At 64.9% G+C, this 16,365-nt stretch carries 16 protein-coding genes; 11 read left to right on the top strand and 5 right to left on the bottom strand.

The annotated features are described in order from the left end of the window. Nucleotides 1–11 precede the first annotated feature (11 nt). Nucleotides 12–1,382 (bottom strand): DEAD/DEAH box helicase, encoded by a 1,371-nt coding sequence (locus tag KO538_RS21785; protein WP_034758850.1) that lies wholly within the window; start codon nucleotides 1,380–1,382, stop codon nucleotides 12–14. 415 nt (nucleotides 1,383–1,797) lie between these two features. Here KO538_RS21785 and KO538_RS21780 point away from each other — a divergent pair, with 415 nt between their 5' ends. The 3 genes from KO538_RS21780 to KO538_RS21770 all read left to right on the top strand — a co-directional run bounded on the left by KO538_RS21780 (nucleotide 1,798) and on the right by KO538_RS21770 (nucleotide 5,820). Beyond that, nucleotides 1,798–2,175: a BlaI/MecI/CopY family transcriptional regulator gene (locus KO538_RS21780; RefSeq protein WP_219329625.1), complete on the top strand. Its 378-nt coding sequence runs from the start codon at nucleotides 1,798–1,800 to the stop codon at nucleotides 2,173–2,175. Nucleotides 2,176–2,178: 3 nt separating this feature from the next. Then, entirely contained in the window at nucleotides 2,179–3,606 is a 1,428-nt protein-coding gene (locus KO538_RS21775; RefSeq protein WP_219329624.1) for a M23/M56 family metallopeptidase, read from the top strand. Nucleotides 3,607–3,681: 75 nt separating this feature from the next. Next, on the top strand, nucleotides 3,682–5,820 hold the full coding sequence (locus KO538_RS21770; RefSeq protein WP_219329623.1) for a TonB-dependent siderophore receptor: 2,139 nt from the start codon (nucleotides 3,682–3,684) through the stop codon (nucleotides 5,818–5,820). Nucleotides 5,821–5,827: 7 nt separating this feature from the next. Here the strand turns inward: KO538_RS21770 and KO538_RS21765 are convergent, their stop codons facing one another. Next, the gene (locus KO538_RS21765) at nucleotides 5,828–6,073 is read right to left on the bottom strand and encodes a hypothetical protein (RefSeq protein ID WP_219329622.1); all 246 of its coding nucleotides are present in this window, start codon (nucleotides 6,071–6,073) and stop codon (nucleotides 5,828–5,830) included. Between the two features lie 218 nt (nucleotides 6,074–6,291). Here KO538_RS21765 and KO538_RS21760 point away from each other — a divergent pair, with 218 nt between their 5' ends. Beyond that, on the top strand, nucleotides 6,292–6,945 hold the full coding sequence (locus KO538_RS21760) for a hydrolase (RefSeq protein ID WP_034758835.1): 654 nt from the start codon (nucleotides 6,292–6,294) through the stop codon (nucleotides 6,943–6,945). A gap of 67 nt (nucleotides 6,946–7,012) precedes the next feature. Continuing rightward, nucleotides 7,013–8,863 carry an amidohydrolase gene (locus tag KO538_RS21755; RefSeq protein WP_219329621.1) on the top strand — a complete coding sequence of 617 codons (1,851 nt, stop codon included), beginning with the start codon at nucleotides 7,013–7,015 and terminating at the stop codon, nucleotides 8,861–8,863. A gap of 14 nt (nucleotides 8,864–8,877) precedes the next feature. On the opposite strand, the gene KO538_RS21750 is transcribed toward KO538_RS21755, so the two are convergent. From KO538_RS21750 to KO538_RS21740, 3 genes are read right to left on the bottom strand one after another with little or no spacing between them, the layout of a single operon-like run. After that, nucleotides 8,878–10,236 (bottom strand): VWA domain-containing protein, encoded by a 1,359-nt coding sequence (locus KO538_RS21750; RefSeq protein ID WP_219329620.1) that lies wholly within the window; start codon nucleotides 10,234–10,236, stop codon nucleotides 8,878–8,880. Next, on the bottom strand, nucleotides 10,236–10,838 hold the full coding sequence (locus tag KO538_RS21745) for a TadE/TadG family type IV pilus assembly protein (RefSeq protein WP_219329619.1): 603 nt from the start codon (nucleotides 10,836–10,838) through the stop codon (nucleotides 10,236–10,238). Before KO538_RS21745 ends, KO538_RS21750 begins: the two co-directional genes overlap by 1 nt. Continuing rightward, entirely contained in the window at nucleotides 10,838–11,326 is a 489-nt protein-coding gene (locus tag KO538_RS21740) for a TadE/TadG family type IV pilus assembly protein (RefSeq protein WP_072456489.1), read from the bottom strand. Before KO538_RS21740 ends, KO538_RS21745 begins: the two co-directional genes overlap by 1 nt. A 561-nt stretch (nucleotides 11,327–11,887) precedes the next feature. Here KO538_RS21740 and KO538_RS21735 point away from each other — a divergent pair. From KO538_RS21735 to KO538_RS21710, 6 genes are all read left to right on the top strand, one after another. Next, nucleotides 11,888–12,583, top strand: coding sequence for a response regulator transcription factor (locus tag KO538_RS21735; RefSeq protein WP_257620494.1), 696 nt, complete (start codon nucleotides 11,888–11,890; stop codon nucleotides 12,581–12,583). Between the two features lie 204 nt (nucleotides 12,584–12,787). Next, nucleotides 12,788–12,961 (top strand): Flp family type IVb pilin, encoded by a 174-nt coding sequence (locus KO538_RS21730; protein ID WP_070304077.1) that lies wholly within the window; start codon nucleotides 12,788–12,790, stop codon nucleotides 12,959–12,961. A 116-nt stretch (nucleotides 12,962–13,077) separates the two neighbouring features. Next, complete coding sequence (locus KO538_RS21725; RefSeq protein WP_219329618.1) at nucleotides 13,078–13,638, top strand: prepilin peptidase; 561 nt, start codon at nucleotides 13,078–13,080, stop codon at nucleotides 13,636–13,638. A gap of 42 nt (nucleotides 13,639–13,680) precedes the next feature. After that, complete coding sequence (gene cpaB / locus KO538_RS21720) at nucleotides 13,681–14,514, top strand: Flp pilus assembly protein CpaB (protein ID WP_219329617.1); 834 nt, start codon at nucleotides 13,681–13,683, stop codon at nucleotides 14,512–14,514. 27 nt (nucleotides 14,515–14,541) lie between these two features. Beyond that, on the top strand, nucleotides 14,542–16,047 hold the full coding sequence (locus tag KO538_RS21715) for a type II and III secretion system protein family protein (protein WP_219329616.1): 1,506 nt from the start codon (nucleotides 14,542–14,544) through the stop codon (nucleotides 16,045–16,047). 9 nt (nucleotides 16,048–16,056) lie between these two features. Next, nucleotides 16,057–16,329 carry a pilus assembly protein gene (locus tag KO538_RS21710; RefSeq protein WP_219329615.1) on the top strand — a complete coding sequence of 91 codons (273 nt, stop codon included), beginning with the start codon at nucleotides 16,057–16,059 and terminating at the stop codon, nucleotides 16,327–16,329. Nucleotides 16,330–16,365 lie beyond the last annotated feature (36 nt).

The following is a 16,365-nucleotide window of genomic DNA, read 5'->3' as shown; positions in this document are numbered from 1 at the left end:
ACCCGCGGGTATTAACGGCCGCGACCGCCGGAACGGTGCGATGCTGCCGAACGCGGCGCATTGCCGCTGCGGTTACCGCCGCCACCGCCGCCCGATGGGCCGGCGCTGCGTGGCTTGGCGCCGCTGCCGCCGGTTTTCACGCGCACGACGGCGCCCGCTGGCGCGCGGCTGTTGTTGCGGTGACCACCGGTGCCGCTGCGCAATTGCACAGGCTGGGCGCGAGCGTTCAGGTCGGGCTCGAAGCCTTCGATGACTTCGCGCGGCAGGGTTTGCTTGATCAGCTTTTCGATGTCTTTCAACATTTCGTGCTCATCCACGCAGACCAGCGACACGGCTTCGCCCTTGGCGCCGGCACGGCCCGTGCGGCCGATACGGTGCACATAGTCTTCCGGAATGTTCGGCAAGTCGTAGTTGACGACGTGCGGCAACTGGTCGATATCGATACCGCGCGCGGCGATGTCGGTGGCGACCAGCACTTGCAAGGTGCCATCCTTGAACTCGGACAGCGCACGCGTGCGCGCCGACTGGCTCTTGTTGCCGTGGATGGCCAGGGCGCCGATGCCGTCCGCGCCCAGCTGTTCGACCAGTTTATTGGCGCCATGCTTGGTGCGCGTAAATACCAGCACTTGCGTCCAGTTGTTCGACTTGATCAGGTAGGACAGCATCGGGTGCTTCTTGTCGCGGTCGACCGGATGGATCTTTTGCTTGATCACTTCCACGGTCGAATTGCGGCGTGCCACTTCGATCATGGCTGGCTTGTTCAGCAAGCCGTCGGCCAGGGCCTTGATCTCTTCCGAGAACGTGGCCGAGAACAGCAGGTTCTGGCGTTTTGGCGGCAGTACGGCCAGCACTTTCTTGATGTCGCGGATGAAACCCATGTCGAGCATGCGGTCGGCTTCGTCGAGAATCAGGATTTCCACTTTCGACAGGTCGACCGTGCCCTGGCCCATGTGGTCCAGCAAACGGCCCGGCGTGGCGACGAGGATGTCGACGCCATGCTTGAGCTGCTTGATTTGCGGGTTGATGCCGACGCCGCCGAAAATCACGGTCGAGTTCAATTTGGTGTACTTGCTGTAGGCGCGCACGCTTTCCTCGACCTGCGCGGCGAGTTCGCGCGTCGGGGCCAGGATCAGGGCGCGGATAGGGCGCGTCGAGGTGTTGCTGGTGATGGATGCGCCATTGGCGTCCGTCGACAGGCGGTGCAGCACGGGCAGGGTGAAGCCGGCCGTCTTGCCGGTACCGGTTTGTGCGCCGGCCAGCAAGTCGCCGCCAGCCAGCACGGCGGGAATCGCCTGCGACTGGATCGGGGTCGGCACGGTGTAGCCGTGTTCGGTAACGGCACGTACGATAGCGTCGGACAATCCGAGGGAGGAAAAGGACATGGTAACTTTATTGTGAGATCGGCCTGTCGCCATCGTGAGGCGCCAGTCGCAGGCAATCAGATTAGGGGTCGAAAGACAGCGGCAAGGGGACTGGTCATATGTGCCGCACACGCGAAGTATAACAGCCTGGCAAAAACGCGCCTGTTTTGTTTCAGGTTTGCAATGTCGCAAGTAAAGAAAAGTCAGGCCAAGGCGCGCTGCCGTCCTGGAAAGCCTGAGCTATACGATAGGGAAACGGGGCAGCGGCGACGTGATCACGGGCAAGGCGGCCTTTCGCCGCCACCTGGAAATGCCGTGCCCGAGCGCAAGACGCGCGGGAGGCGTTTTAGTGCATGCGACAGCTGTCGCACATAGCGCTTGCGTGTGTGTGACTCTTGTCGCATAATTGCGTCAATAGTCACTAAAAGGATGCACTATGAGCACGCCCTCCGTCACCGAACTGTCGTTATTGAAAGCCTTGTGGAAAGACCACCCGCTATCCGCGCGTGAATTGCACGCCAGGGTGGAAGAAGAATTGGGATGGTCGTTTTCATCCACGCGCAAGACGCTTGAACGCATGCTGGACAAGGGCATGCTGCTGCAGCGCAGCGTGCACGGCGTGCTCGTGTATGAAGCGAACGTGGACAAGGTGGCCACCCTGGCAGCGTTCGCCCACGACTTTGGCCGGCGCGTGATGGAAATCGACAGTCCCTTGCCGGTCAGTATGTTTACGGGCAGCAAACTGGTGGATCAGCAGGAACTGGCGGCGCTGGAGCAACTGCTGCAGGACTGGCCGCTCGAGGGAAAGGAATAAGCGATGCTGCTGTTTTCCCTCACGCTGTTGCAGGCCAGCGTCGCCTGTCTCGTGACCGGTCCGCTGCTGTGGGCTTTGCTGAGTCTGGCGCAACGGCGCTGGCCCGCGCTGGCGGCGCAGCGCAGCGTGTGGCTGGGTGCTCAGCTCGTGCTGGTCGCCGTGTTTGTGCTGCCGCTGCTGCCTGACACGCGGCAACTGAGCGTGGTGCCCGAACTGAGCGTGCCCGTTTCCCTGGCCGGCGCGGCGCCCGGCGTGCAGCTGGCCATGGCTGCGCCAGCCGCCGGGCTGCCATCCGCTGCTTCGTGGCTGGTGCTGGTACCGTCCGCCTGGTGCCTGATCTATCTGCTGGGCGTCGCTTGGACCGTCTGGCGCTGGCGGCGTGGCCACGCCATGTTGCGCACCTTGCTGCGGCTTGCGCGGCGCCGTCGGCTGCATGACATGGATGTGCTGGAAGTGGCGGCGCCGATCTCGCCGATGCTGGTGGGCGTGTGGCGGCCGCGTCTGCTGTTGCCGGCGCACCTGGCGCAATTTACGCCGGAACAGCAGCAACTGGTGATCGCCCATGAGCTGACCCATGCACGCCGGCGCGACCCCGTGCTCCGGCTGCTGGCCACCGTCCTGCAGGCGCTGCTGTGGTTCAATCCTGCCGCGCGCTGGCTGGCCGGCCAGCTGGCTTGGGCGCAAGAGCTCGGTTGCGACCGCCAGGTACTGGCTGGCCGGCCCCCGCGCCAGCGCCAGCAATATGCGGCGGCGCTGGTCAGGCAACTGGGCCTGCAGGCACAACCGCTGCCGGGGCTGGCCTTTGGCGGCGGCAGCATGGCCGAGCGCCTGCTGCGCATGCGTGACGGCCAGGGTCGCCCACCTCCGGCCTTGCGGGTGCTGACGGCGCTGCTGCTGTGCGCGATCGGCGCGGCCAGCCTGGCGCTGCAGCCGGCACTGGCGTGGGCCGTGGCAGCCGCGCCGGCAAGCATGCTCGCTGCGCCGGCGACGGCGCCAGCTCTCTTGCGCAATCCCCTGGACAGCATGCGCGTGACCGGCTTCTTTGGCGTCGTGCGCGAGTTGACGCCGCAAGGCCATCGCGGCATCGATCTGGGCGCCAGGCGCGGCACGCCCGTGCATGCGGCGGCCGACGGCATCGCCAGCGTCAGCGAAGATGCGCGCCTTGGCAAGGCCGTCCGCATCGACCACGGCGCTGGCGTCGCGTCGCTGTATGCCCATCTCGACCGGGTCACGCTGACGACCGGCATGGCCGTCACGGCAGGGCAGGCCATCGGCACCGTGGGTGCCACCGGTCTGGCGACGGGGCCGCATCTGCATTTCGAGGTCACCCGGGACGGGCGCTTGCAGGATCCGCAACAGTGGCTGGCCGGCCTTGATGCCAACGCCACCGCGCGCGCCCTGCGCGTGCGCAAGGAACAGTTCGGCCATTAGCGTGAGCTGGCCGCAGGTCGGCTGAGCGCGGGAACGCGCTAGCCGACACCACCACAGCCCTTTTCAGGATTTTCCATGCGATTGAGTATTTTATTGTGCAGCCTTGCGCTGCCCTTGACGGCGCACGTGCGTGCAGAAGACGTCCTGCCTTCCGTGACGGTCAATGCGGGCAAGGTGGAGCAGCGCCGCAACGACACCGTCACCGCCATCGTCGTCGGCCACGAGGAATTGATACGCCAGGGCGACCGTGCCCTGTCCGACGCCCTGAAACGCCTGCCCGGCATTACTATCGGCGGCACGGCTTCGGGCACGGCTGGCGGGCAAATCCAGCTGCGCGGACTGGGCCAGGGTTACACCTTGATCATGCTCGACGGCGTGCCCGTGCCGCCCGGTTTTTCGCTCGATTCGCTGGACCCGGAACTGGTCGAGCGCGTGGAAATCATGCGTGCCGCCACGGCGCAATTTTCCGCCCAGGCGATCGCCGGCTCCATCAATATCGTGCTGAAAAAATCGGGCAAGCGGCGCGAACGCACCTTCAAGCTGGGGGCATCCGGCAGCCACGGCATGCCCGCCGGCAGCGCCACCGTACAGTGGGCGGACAAGGACGGCCGCCTGTCGTATGCGCTGGCCGGCACGCTCGCGCACACGGGACGCCGGGGCTTGCTCGACGAATGGAACCGCGCATTTGATGGCGAAGGCAGGCCCACGGTGGTGCGCCGTATGCCGCTGACCGAGCGCGTGACCAGCGATACGTTCGAGCTGGCGCCCCGTTTGCAATGGGCGCTGGCGGGCGAAGACAGCCTGGCCTGGCAAAGCCTAGTCAGCTTGCGCCGCCTGGCCAGCCGCCGTCAAGTCGTGGAAACGGCTTACCTGGGCGGCCATACCGACTATCCGGACAACGACGCCGCGTTCACTCAGGACAGCAGCACCGTGCGCAGCGATCTGCACTGGCTGCGCAAGTTCGGACAAGGGGATAGCCTCGATATGAAACTGGGCCTCGATGCCAACCACCGTGGCAGCGACTATCTGTTCCAGGGCGTCAGCGGCGCGCCCGGGCCGGCGAATGTGCGCCGGGTCGATGCGGGCCTCGATGATGTGGGCGTGCAGACCAGCGGCACCTATCGCCGGACTCTGGGCCAGGGACATGCGTTGGCGACGGGCTGGGATGCGGGCAGCCGGCGGCGCACGGAGTTCCGCCGCGAACGCCAGCTGTCGCCGGGCGGGCCACCCGTGCTGCCGGACGAAGACTATGCGGCCACAGTGCGGCGCCTGGCCCTGTTCGCGCAGGATGAATGGGATATCTCCGCGCGCTGGTCGCTGTATCTGGGGCTGCGCTGGGAAGCCTTGCGCACGGCCAGCGCCAATGGTGGCGCGCAGCGCCGCGTCGACGTGCGCGCGCAGGTATGGAGCCCCGTGCTGCAAAGCCTGTGGAAGCTGGCCGGCAAGGATCAGGTGCGCCTGGCCGTCACCCGCACCTACAAGGCGCCGCAGATTTTCCAGCTGATCCCGCGCCCCTACCTCAACGACAACGGCAATAGTCCCGTGAATCCCGATAGCCAGGGCAACCCGGCGCTGCGCCCGGAACTGGCGTGGGGCCTGGATGCGGCCTACGAATACTATCTTGGGCAAGGCGCCATGCTGGGCGCCAGCGCTTCGCTGCGGCGCATCGACGACGTAATGCTGGACCGGCTGTATCAGGATCAGGGGCGCTGGGTGGCCACGCCCGTCAATCAGGGCAGGGCGCAGGTGCGCGGCATCGAACTGGAAGCGAAGCTGCCGCTGTCGGCGCTGTGGGCGGGCGCTCCGGCGCTGGACCTGCGGGCGAACGTGGCGCGCAACTGGTCGACGCTGGACGCCGTCGCCGGCCCGGACAACCGCCTCGATGGCCAGCTGCCGTGGAGCGCCAACCTGGGCGCCGATTACCGGCTGGCCGGCCAGCCCTTGACCCTGGGCGGCAATCTGCATTTCCAGGGCGGCGGACGGACGCGCGAGTCAAGCCAGTTGCTGGTCTGGCAGGGCGCCCGGCGCGAACTGGATCTGTACGCGTTGTGGACCTTCAGCGACCAGCTGCGCCTGCGCGTGTCGGGCGCCAATCTGCTGCGCCAGCTTGAGCGTACGCGCAGCCTGTATGCGGATGGCGGCGGCAGCCTGCTGCGCACGGTCGATACGGGCAGCTACCGCACCCTGCGCGTCATGCTCGAAGGCTCCTTGTAGGTTTTATTCAGTCGTCGATCTCGCCGACGGTGTGGCGCACGCCGTGCGTATCAAACCAGGCGCGCAGGGCTTCCAGGCCGTGCCACGGCTCCGGGCGCAGGTACTGGCAGATATACAGGCCGGCGTCCGTCAGCCTGGCGTCGGTATCGGGCATGGCGCCGCCGGGCGGGCGCGCCGCCAACTCTAGCAGCTGCGCGATGTGCTGACGCTGCTCTGGCGTCAGGCCGGCCGTGATCCTGAATTCAAATCCCATGTTGTCTCCTAGAGGACAGGCTGCTGTCGCGGCCATTTTTCATTATCGAAAAAATTGCATATAGCTTGGCATTCTTTCCGTTTTTGTTTTCAAAGTATCTCGTCCATACTGCATAGCACTGGCCCGGCACACACAGCGTGACGCAAGGGCAGGAGCAGCAGCACCGTATAACGACATCCGTATTTTTATATTCAATTATTTTCACTAAGGAAAACATCATGCCTATCGCCACCGCCCAAGCCGCCCAAAAACTGCTGACCCCGAACGATCATACCCTGATCATGATCGACCACCAGTCGCAGATGGCCTTCGCCACGCGCTCCATCGACCTGGCCCTGCTGCGCAATAATGCGGCCCTGGTGGCCAAGGCGGCGGCGGAATTCAAGGTGCCGACGATTTTGACGACGGTGGCCGCCAAATCGTTCTCCGGCCCGATCTTCGACGAGATCCAGTCCGTCTTCCCGGATCAGGCGCCGATCGACCGCACCAGCATGAATACCTGGGAAGATGCGCGCATCGCCGACAAGGTGAATGGCTACGGCAAGGGCAAGATCGTGCTGGCCGGCCTGTGGACCTCCGTCTGCATCGTCGGCCCTGCGCTGTCGGCGCTGGAGCAGGGCTTTGAAGTCTACGTGATTGCCGACGCCAGCGGCGACGTCTCCGACGAAGCCCATGCGATGGCCATGCAGCGCATGATACAGGCGGGTGCGCAGCCGATGACGTCCGTGCAATACTTGCTGGAACTGCAGCGCGACTGGGCCCGCGGCGAGACCTACAATGAGACGGTGGCGACGGCCGTGGCGCACGGCGGCGGTTATGGCCTGGGCCTGATCTACGCCAAATCGATGTTCAACGCCAGCGAAGGCCATTGATTTTTCGCTGATTTTGGCTCCGCCACCCGCCGGCGGGGCCGTGTTTTCATTTGATCCGGGAGTTCCCATGCACGCAAACACCATCTTGCTCAACGGCCGTTTCCACACGGTCGACAGGACGCAGCCGCTGGCGTCCGCCGTCGCCATCGCCGATGGCAAATTTCTCGCCGTGGGCGACGTGGAAGACGTGATGCGCCATCGCGGCCCCGCCACGCAGGTGATCGACCTGGCTGGCCGCACGGTGATTCCCGGCCTGAACGACTCGCACCTGCACCTGATCCGCGGCGGCTTGAACTACAACCTGGAATTGCGCTGGGAAGGCGTGCCCTCGCTGGCCGATGCCTTGCGCATGCTGAAGGAACAGGCCTTGCGTACGCCGAACCCGCAATGGGTGCGCGTCGTGGGCGGCTGGACGGAGTTCCAGTTCGCGGAAAAGCGCATGCCGACCCTCGATGAAATCAATGCGGCCGCGCCCGACACGCCCGTCTTCATCCTGCACCTGTACGACCGCGCCTTGCTGAACCGGGCCGCACTGCGCGCCGTCGGCTACGACAAGAACACGCCGAACCCGCCCGGCGGCGAGATCGTACGCGATGCGGCCGGCAACCCGACAGGTTTGCTGATCGCCCGCCCGAACGCCATGATCCTGTATGCCACGCTGGCGAAAGGCCCCAAGCTGCCGCTGGAATTGCAAGTGAACTCCACGCGCCAGTTCATGCGCGAATTGAACCGCCTCGGCATCACCAGCGCCATCGACGCGGGCGGCGGCTTCCAGAATTATCCCGAGGATTACGCCGTTGTCGACGAGCTGGCGCAAAAAGAACAGCTGACCATCCGCATCGCCTACAACCTGTTCACACAAAACAAGGGCGCGGAATTGCAGGACTTCCAGAGGTGGACGGGCATGATCAAGCCCGGTGACGGCACGGACTTTTACCGGCATAACGGCGCCGGCGAAATGCTCGTGTTTTCCGCCGCCGACTTCGAGGATTTCCTCGAGCCGCGCGCCGAGCTGGCGGCCGGCATGGAAGACGAGCTGGAAAAGGTCGTGCGCCACCTGGTCGAGCAGCGCTGGCCGTTCCGCCTGCACGCCACCTATGACGAATCGATCAGCCGCATGCTCGACGTATTCGAAAAGGTCAACCGCGACACGCCGTTCGGTGGCCTGCACTGGCTGTTCGACCACGCGGAAACCATCAGCCCGCGCAATATCGACCGGGTCAAGGCGCTGGGCGGCGGCCTGGCCATCCAGCACCGCATGGCCTTCCAGGGCGAGTACTTTGTCGAGCGCTATGGCGCGGACGCGGCCAAAGCCACGCCGCCCGTGCAGCGCATGCTGGACGCGGGCGTGCCCGTCGGCGGCGGCACGGACGCCACGCGGGTCGCCAGCTACAACCCGTGGACGGCGCTGTACTGGCTGGTCTCGGGGCGCACCGTGGGCGGCTTGGCCTTGACGGATGCGGCGGGCAGATTGTCGCGCGACACGGCGCTGGAACTGTGGACGGCGGGCAGCGCCTGGTTCTCTAGCGAACAAGGCAAGAAGGGGCGCATCCGCGAGGGCATGCTGGCCGACCTGTCCGTGCTGTCGGCCGATTATTTCACGGTGCCGGAAGAGGCGATCAAGTCGATCGAATCCGTGCTGACCATGGTGGGCGGCAAGGTCGTCTATGGTCAGGGGGAGTTCACCAATCTGGCGCCGCCACCGATTCCCGTACTGCCAGAGTGGTCGCCCGTGCGCACGGTGCCCGGCCATTACCGGCCGGTTGCCAAGCAGGTGCAAGCCGCCATGCCACACCAGTGCGCGGGCGCCTGCGGCGTGCACGCCCACGCCCACGACCGGGCGCGCAAGTCGGCCGTGCCGGTCAGCGATTTTTCCGGCTTCTGGGGCACCCTGGGCTGCAGCTGCTTCGCCTTCTAGTAGCTGGCCGGGCCTTATCTGGAAATACGCAGGATGGCCGAGGCGAGCCGCGTGAAACACGGGCTCAGGTCGCTGTCCGTGGCGGCATAGCAGTACAGGCCCACGGGTTCGGCCGGCTTGCGGCAAGCCGCTTTCGCATCGGTCGTATTGGCCAGGCAGCGCAGCAAGTCTTCTCCGAGCTCCTTGTCCGGCCCTTCCTTGCTTTTCAGCGAGGCGCCCATGCCCAGGGTAAAGACGTAAATGCCTTCCTGGCGCGCTTTGGCCGCCATCGCCTCGACCAGGTTGCGCGAGGCGCGGTGCACATTCGTCCATTGCACCTGCGCCGAGGCGATGGACGAGGTCACGACGCGCGGTGTGCTGGTGACGATGGGAAATTCGCGCAGCCCTACGTCGTTGGCTTTGGCGTACGCATTATTCGCGTTGTACCAAGGAGGAAGCGCCGTGATCTGTGTGGCATCGCAGTCGCCGTACTGGCGCGTGTCGCTCACTGCCATCCTGTACAGGCCGGCCAGCGCTGGGTTTTGCAAAGCCGTAAAGGTGGCCAGCGCGCCCGCCGTCTTGCATTTGCCGCCTGTATTGGGGAAGTACGAGGAAAATGCCGCAGGCGAGCCGTCGGAAAAAAACACGATGACGCGCAGGCTGGAGCGGTTGACCTGTCCGATGTCGTTCAGCTGCTTGCGTGCCTGGTACATGCCTGCGGAGGAATTGGTGCCGCCGACAAAGGCGAATTGATCGATCTTTCCACCTTTCATGGTCATGCTGGCGCGGTCGAAACCGCGCTCGACCTGTCTGATCGGGACATCGATCTGCGCTTCCGAAGCGAAATGCAGCAAGCCGACCCGGTCGACCGTGGAGTTGAATTTGTTCAGGAAGGACTTGCCCGCCGCCCGCACGGCGTCCGCATTGTTTTTCAGCGAACCGGAGGTATCCATCACCAGCACCATGTCCAGGTCCTTGCGGATGGTTTGCGCGCTGGCGGCCACGTTCAGGGTCTTGAAGCCGAGTACGCCCATCAGCGAGACGGGCAGCGACGCGGTGGCAGAGACGTCGATGGTGACGTTGCCCTTGTCGAACGTGACGCCGACCGGATGCAGGGTCGGCGTCGACAGCAGGAACTGGTCCGGATAATTGATGTCGAAAAATTCCTTGGCCGACTGGCGCGCATTGGTCCGCTGTTCCTCTTCCGAGCTGCCCGCCGTGACGCCGCGCGCCGCCGCCAGGCTGGCCGAGTCGACGGCCGCGTTGAGCTTGGCCTTGACGAAGTAGCCGAGGGCCGAATCGACGGCCAGGCCCACCGAGGCGATCAGGACGACGGCCGACAGCGCCACCATGATCAGCACTTGCCCGCCTTGCCGCTTGTGTGGAATGCGCATCAGAATACCGTCATCGAAGTGAGGTTGGGGCCCAGTACGGGCGTCGTGCTGTTGCCAAATTTCAAGGTGCCGAACAGCATGTCGAAATTGTAGAAAGTTTCCACGGCGTAGATCAGTTCGCCGTCGGACAGCTGGTTCCGCATCAAGGCCACCGTGGGGGCGGACTCGTCCTTGGCGATGCCCGTGCACGCGCCATTGCTCCAGCTGCCGCATTGCCACACCTGGCTGGCGGGCAGGTAGCCGCTGGCCTTCGTGCCCGCATCCCAGCGGTACTGTTCCAGCACGATGTTGCGCATGCCGCTCTTGGCCGTGTAGCCCATGATCTTGGTGATGTAGATCATGCCGCGCTGGTTCATGTCCAGCGGCGGCGTGCTGGCCGCCAGCGCGTTCATGATGGCCTGGCTAGATCCGCTCAGGTCGGAGGTGGAGCGCGAAGCCAGGTTGGCGCCTTCGCGGCTGATGTTGAGCAAGATGGTCTTGGCCTGGATGGCGCGTGACAGATCGACCACCATGAACAGCAGCAGCGCCAGCAGCGGCAGCACGATGGCAAATTCCACGGCGGCGATGCCGCGCGCGGCGCGCGCAGGAAAGTAGCCGCGCATCACAGGCCGCCAAAGCTTTCATTGCGCATGGTGGCGGCTACGACGAAATGCGCCTGCCCATCGCGGAACAGGGCACGGATCATCGGCGTGGCAAACGCCCAGCGGCAATCGACGGAAATGACGACGATATCGCCGGCCTGGCCGAACATGGCGGCGCCGACGGCATCGCTGCCGTTGACGGCGATCACGGGGCTGACCTTGTCATACATGCCCATGGAACTGTCCCTGATCTTCTGTATCACGGCCTGGTAGCGCTGCTGGTTGGCGCTGTCGGGGTCCAGGTCCTTGGCCCCCGTGACGGCATAGCGCGCGCCTTCGCGCACCGCGTGCTGCATGGTCATATTGGCAAAATAAGCCATGCTCAATTCGATGATGCCGATTATCAGCATGAGAAAGACCGGCGTTATCAGGGCAAATTCAAGCAAGGTGGTGCCGCCTTGTCCGCCGTGCTTGCGCAATATACGGGAATCGGCCTTTTTTAAACGCATGGGAATAATCCGGTAAAGTTTCGCGATGACGAATGTCGGGCGGATGGCAATGCGCCATTTGACTGGCGATTATTCTATATCGATTTTCAAGGGCGTGGCCGCCATTTAAATTATTACAGGTCAAGATAATCGAAATTAATCGCCATATTTCAATTGTCCCGGCCCCGTCCTTACAAGGCCGGGAGTAATATGCGCGGGTATGAAAACAGGCCTGGTGTCAGGATTGTCCTGCGTGCAGGCAAGGACTTGTTTTGCAAGGTGATGCAACAAAAATGCTGCAATGTAAGCAACAGCAGCGGTGGCAGCCGCGATGGCGCGCCCGCGCCATATACGCCCTGGCCACGCTGCCCATCCATCGGCACACGCCCGCCATGCGGCGCCCGCTGGCCTGGGCCACGCACCGCGTTTGCGCGTGCCGGCCCAATGCCTTTTCCCTCGTGCCTCCATGACTTCTTTCCCCTGCGCGCAGCCGCGGAAGGCGTGCGCGGGCGAGGCAGGCAAGCCGATTCGGATCAACAACATTCCCCCGAGGGGAGTGGGCTTCAAGTAAAGAGGTAAAGCATGTCAACAAAAAATGTCATCCGCGTCATGCTGGTGTCGGACCACAAGACCTGGCTGTGGGGCCTGGAGCAGTTGCTCGCCGGTGCCCAGCCGGCGATGCAGGTGGTGGCCAGCTCCACCGAGATCGACAGCGCGCTGCTGCTGGCGCGGACCCTGTGTCCCGACGTCATCGTGCTGGACGCCGACCTGGGCTGCAGCGGCGCCAGCGCCTGCGCCATCGACTATCTGCCGCAGCTGCTCGGCAATGGCGTGTCGCGCGCCTTGCTGTTCAGCGGCACGCAGGACCAGGCCGCATGCGGGCGCGCCGTGCGCAGCGGCGCGCGCGCGGTGGTGGGCAAGGAAACGCCCGTCAAGCAGATGGTCGACGCTATCGCCCGCCTGTATCAAGGCGAGTTGTGCCTGGATCCGGCGCTGCTCGACAGCATGCTGGGCGTGCTGAACAAGCCGGAAGCGGCGCCCGATCCGGAAGAGCAGCGGATCGCCAGGCTGACGCTGAAGGAGCGCAAGATCGTTGCCATGATGGTGGAAGGAAATGGTGCGCTGAACCGCGCGATAGCCCAGCGCGCTTTTATCTCGGAGCAAACCTTGCGTAATCATCTGACATCGATCTACAGCAAGCTCGATGTCACCAACCGCCTGGAATTATATGTGTACGCCACCCGCAACCGGCTGGCCGAGCCCATCCATGTGGAATGACGGTACATATGTACTGGGTGTGAATAAAAAATTAAGATGTTTTGTACTGCACATAAAATGACTTTTCTCTGATTCGATTTGATGTTTGTTTATATAAAATACACGCATCAGAAATTAGCAAATAAGAACAAGGATGATGTTTTTATTTTCAGACTGTATTTTCAGTTTTTATCATGTTTGAAACTTGACCTGAAAGGGAATAATATGAATTGCATTAAAAACTTTATCGCCGAAGAAGACGGCGTGACTGCGATCGAATATGCGCTGATCGCGGCGCTGGTGGCTGCGGCGCTGGTAACGGCCGTCGGCTATTTCACCACCGGCCTCGATGGCGCCTTCAAGGCGATCGGCACCAAGCTGACGGGCGCGGCGATCTAAAACGCCGGCCCACCGCGCTGCACCCCGACAGGCCGGCTGCCGATCCGGCCCGGCCTGCCGACTTCCCGCCCAACGATGCGCATGCTGTGCTGCGCTCGGCTTGCATCAGGTACACGATGGACCCTCATTCTTTCTGGACGTTCAGCCCCGCCATAGTCTTGTGGGGGCTGCTTGCCGCGGCTGTCTGGCATGACGTGCGCCGCCGGCGCATTCCCAACCGGCTCGTGTTTTCCGGCGCCGTGCTGGGCGTGTTGCTCAACAGCCTGACCTTGCCCGGGGTAACGACGGCCGGACCGTGGCTGGCGTTGGGCGGCCTGGCCGTCGGCCTGGGCTTGCTGCTGCCCATGCATGCGATGAAGGCGCTTGGCGCGGGCGACGTCAAGCTGATGGCGATGGTGGGGGCGTTTCTGGGCCCGCGCCACACCGTGCTTGCCGTGCTGTGCAGCCTGCTTGCCGGCGGCGTGCTGGCGCTGGCCGTCGCTCTGTGCCAGGGCACGCTGCGCCAGGCGCTGGCGAATGCCCGCCAATTGTTGCTGCAAGGCTGGCTGCGCGCCGCAGCGGGCGAGGCACCGCAGCTTGGTGCGCCTGCCGCGCCGGGCGGCAACTTGCCGTACGCGATCGCCATTGCCGCCGGCACCGCCATCTGGCTGGCCCTGGCGGCCGGCGGCCATGCATGACACGCCCGTCCGGAACCCCACGCTTGATCAAGAGGAAAAACAATGAGAAATAGCCGCGTTGCGATCGTGCTGCTGCTGGCGCTGCTGATGGCGGGGGCCGCCGTGCTGGCGGCCGCGCGCTGGATGTCGGGGCAGGGCGCGCCGGCCAGCCAGACGGTGATGGTCGCGCTGGTCGATATCGACGTGGGCGCGAAGGTGACGCCGGCCATGCTGCGCGGCATGGACTGGCCCGCCGGCGCCATGCCGCCCGGGGCGTTCGGCGAGGCCGGCGCGCTGGACGGGCGCATCACGCGCAGCGCCGTCAGCCGAGGCGAGCCCGTGCTGGAAAGCAAACTCGCGCCGCCCGGCGCCACCGGCGGCCTGTCGGCCATCGTGGCGGCCGGCAAGCGCGCCATGACCGTGCGCGTCAATGACGTGGTGGGCGTGGCCGGCTTCGCCCTGCCGGGCAATTTCGTCGACATTCTCGTCCATACGCAGGATGACCGCGCCAGGCCGGCAGGCGGCGCGCCACTGGCCATTTCCAAAATCGTGCTTGAACGCATCCTCGTGCTGGCCGTGGCGCAGGAGTCGGGCCGTGACGACAACAAGCCCAAGGTGGTCAACGCCGTGACCCTGGAACTGACGCCGGAGCAGGTGGAAAAGCTGGACCTGGCGCGCAGCGTGGGCAGCCTGTCGCTGGTGCTGCGCAACCAGGTCGATCCGGACCCCGTCAACACGGGCGGCGCCACCAAGGAGTCGTTGCTGGAACTGAAGGCGCCGGCGCCGGCGGCCGTGCCCGTGCGCGCGGCGCGGCGCCAGGCGGCCCCGGCACGCGCCGCCGCGCGCGACAGCGTCACCGTCGTCAAGGGCATGGATACGAGCGTCCAGCAATTTTAACAATCAGCAGGCAAGCAAGGATGACCGATGAATACATTTCGTAAGCACGCCGCGAGTGCGGGCATGCGCCTGGCCCTGGCGGCAGGACTGGCCTGGCCTGCCATCGCCATCGCGGCGGCGCCGGCCAGGCAGGCCGTCATGTCGCCCGTGGCGGCACCGGCCATGTCGCTGGGCGCCGATATCGCCCGTCTGGGCGAGCCCGTGCGCATCGCCGTGGGCAAGTCCACCTTGCGCAAGCTGAGCCTGCCGGTGTCGCAGATCGCCGTCAACGATGCGCGCGTGGCCGGCGCCAGGATGCTGGGCTCGTCCAGCCAGCTGTTCGTGTGGGGCCTGGCCCCGGGCAGCACCAACCTGATCCTGTGGGACCGGCAGCAGCGCCCCGTGATCGTCGATATTGAAGTCGAGATCGACGTCGAAGGCTTGCAGGCGCAGCTGGCCTATGTCTTCCCTGGCGAGCGCGCCGTGAAAGTTGGCGCGGCCGGCGGCAGCATCGTGCTGTCGGGGCAGGTGAGCGACGGCGTCAAGGCCAGCCAGATCCTCGAGATGGCGCAAGCCTATGCGCAGCGCGGCGTGGGCGAAGCGGCTGCACCGGCTACGCCGGCCGATGGCGCCGCCAGTACGGGCGGCGCCGTCAAGGTCATCAATATGCTGTCGGTCGCGGCGCCGCAACAGGTGATGCTGGAAGTGAAAATCGCCGAAGTGTCGAAGACCCTCGTCGACCAGCTCGGTGCCAGCGTGGGCATCAGCGGCACGCGCGGCAACTGGAGCTACGGCTTGCTGTCGAACCTGCTCAGCGGCAACCCCAGCCAGCTGGGCGCCGTGCACGGCAAGAATGGCAACGGCCTGACACTCGATGCGCAAAAGCGCGACGGCCTCGTCAAGGTGCTGGCCGAACCGAACATCATGGCCATCAGCGGCCAGGAAGCCAGTTTCCTGGCGGGCGGCAAGATTTTCATTCCGGTCGCGCAAGACAGCACGACCAACAAGGTCACGCTGGAAGAAAAGGAATTCGGCATCGCCGTCAAGTTCACGCCCACCGTGCTGGAAGGGGGACGCATCAACCTGAAGGTGGCGCCGGAAGTGTCGGAGCTGAACCGCGAAGGCATCGGCATCACCACGGGCGGGGGCGCCGCCGCCAATGCGGTGCTGCCGGCCTTTACCACGCGGCGCACCACGACGACGGTGCAGCTGTTCGATGGCCAGAGCTTTGCCGTTGGCGGCTTGATCAAGAACAATGTGACGACCAATATCAAGGCTTTGCCCTTCCTCGGCGAGATTCCCGTGCTGGGCGCGCTGTTCCGCAGCAGCGATTTCCAGACCGACCGTACCGAGCTGGTGTTCATCATCACGCCGCATCTGGTCAAGCCGCTTGATACCGCCGATGGCACCGATATCGTGCTGCCGACCGACGCCTACGTGGCACCGAGCCGCGGCGAGTTCTTCTTGCAAGGAAAAATGGAAGGTGCCGCCCCACCACGGCCACGGCAGGAAGCGGCCACGCAGACAGCGCCGGCCGGCCCCGACATTCAATAGGAGCACACCATGCAGCATTCCCTTTCCCTCCTCGTGCTGCTGGCCGCCCTGGCCGCCAGCGGCTGCGCCGCCACGCCGAACCTGGACCGCCAGTTCGGCCACAGCGTCGAGCAGCTGCGCGCGCGCCAGGTGCTGGCGCCGCAGGCGGGCGCGAACCGCGACCCCGTGGCCGGCATCGACGGCAAGGCCGCGCAGGCCGCCCACGCGGCGTACCAGAAAAGCTTTGCCGCGCCCGCGCCGCAAGGGGCCGCCCTGACCATCGGCGTCGGGGCGCGCCCGTGAGCCTGGCACCGTCACCACAGAATCAGCAAGGCATAT

Source organism: Janthinobacterium sp. NKUCC08_JDC (assembly GCF_019345575.1).
GTDB lineage: Bacteria > Pseudomonadota > Gammaproteobacteria > Burkholderiales > Burkholderiaceae_D > Janthinobacterium > Janthinobacterium aestuarii.
The sequence above is the reverse complement of the archived record's forward strand: the minus strand, read 5'-3'. Positions and strand labels throughout refer to the sequence as shown.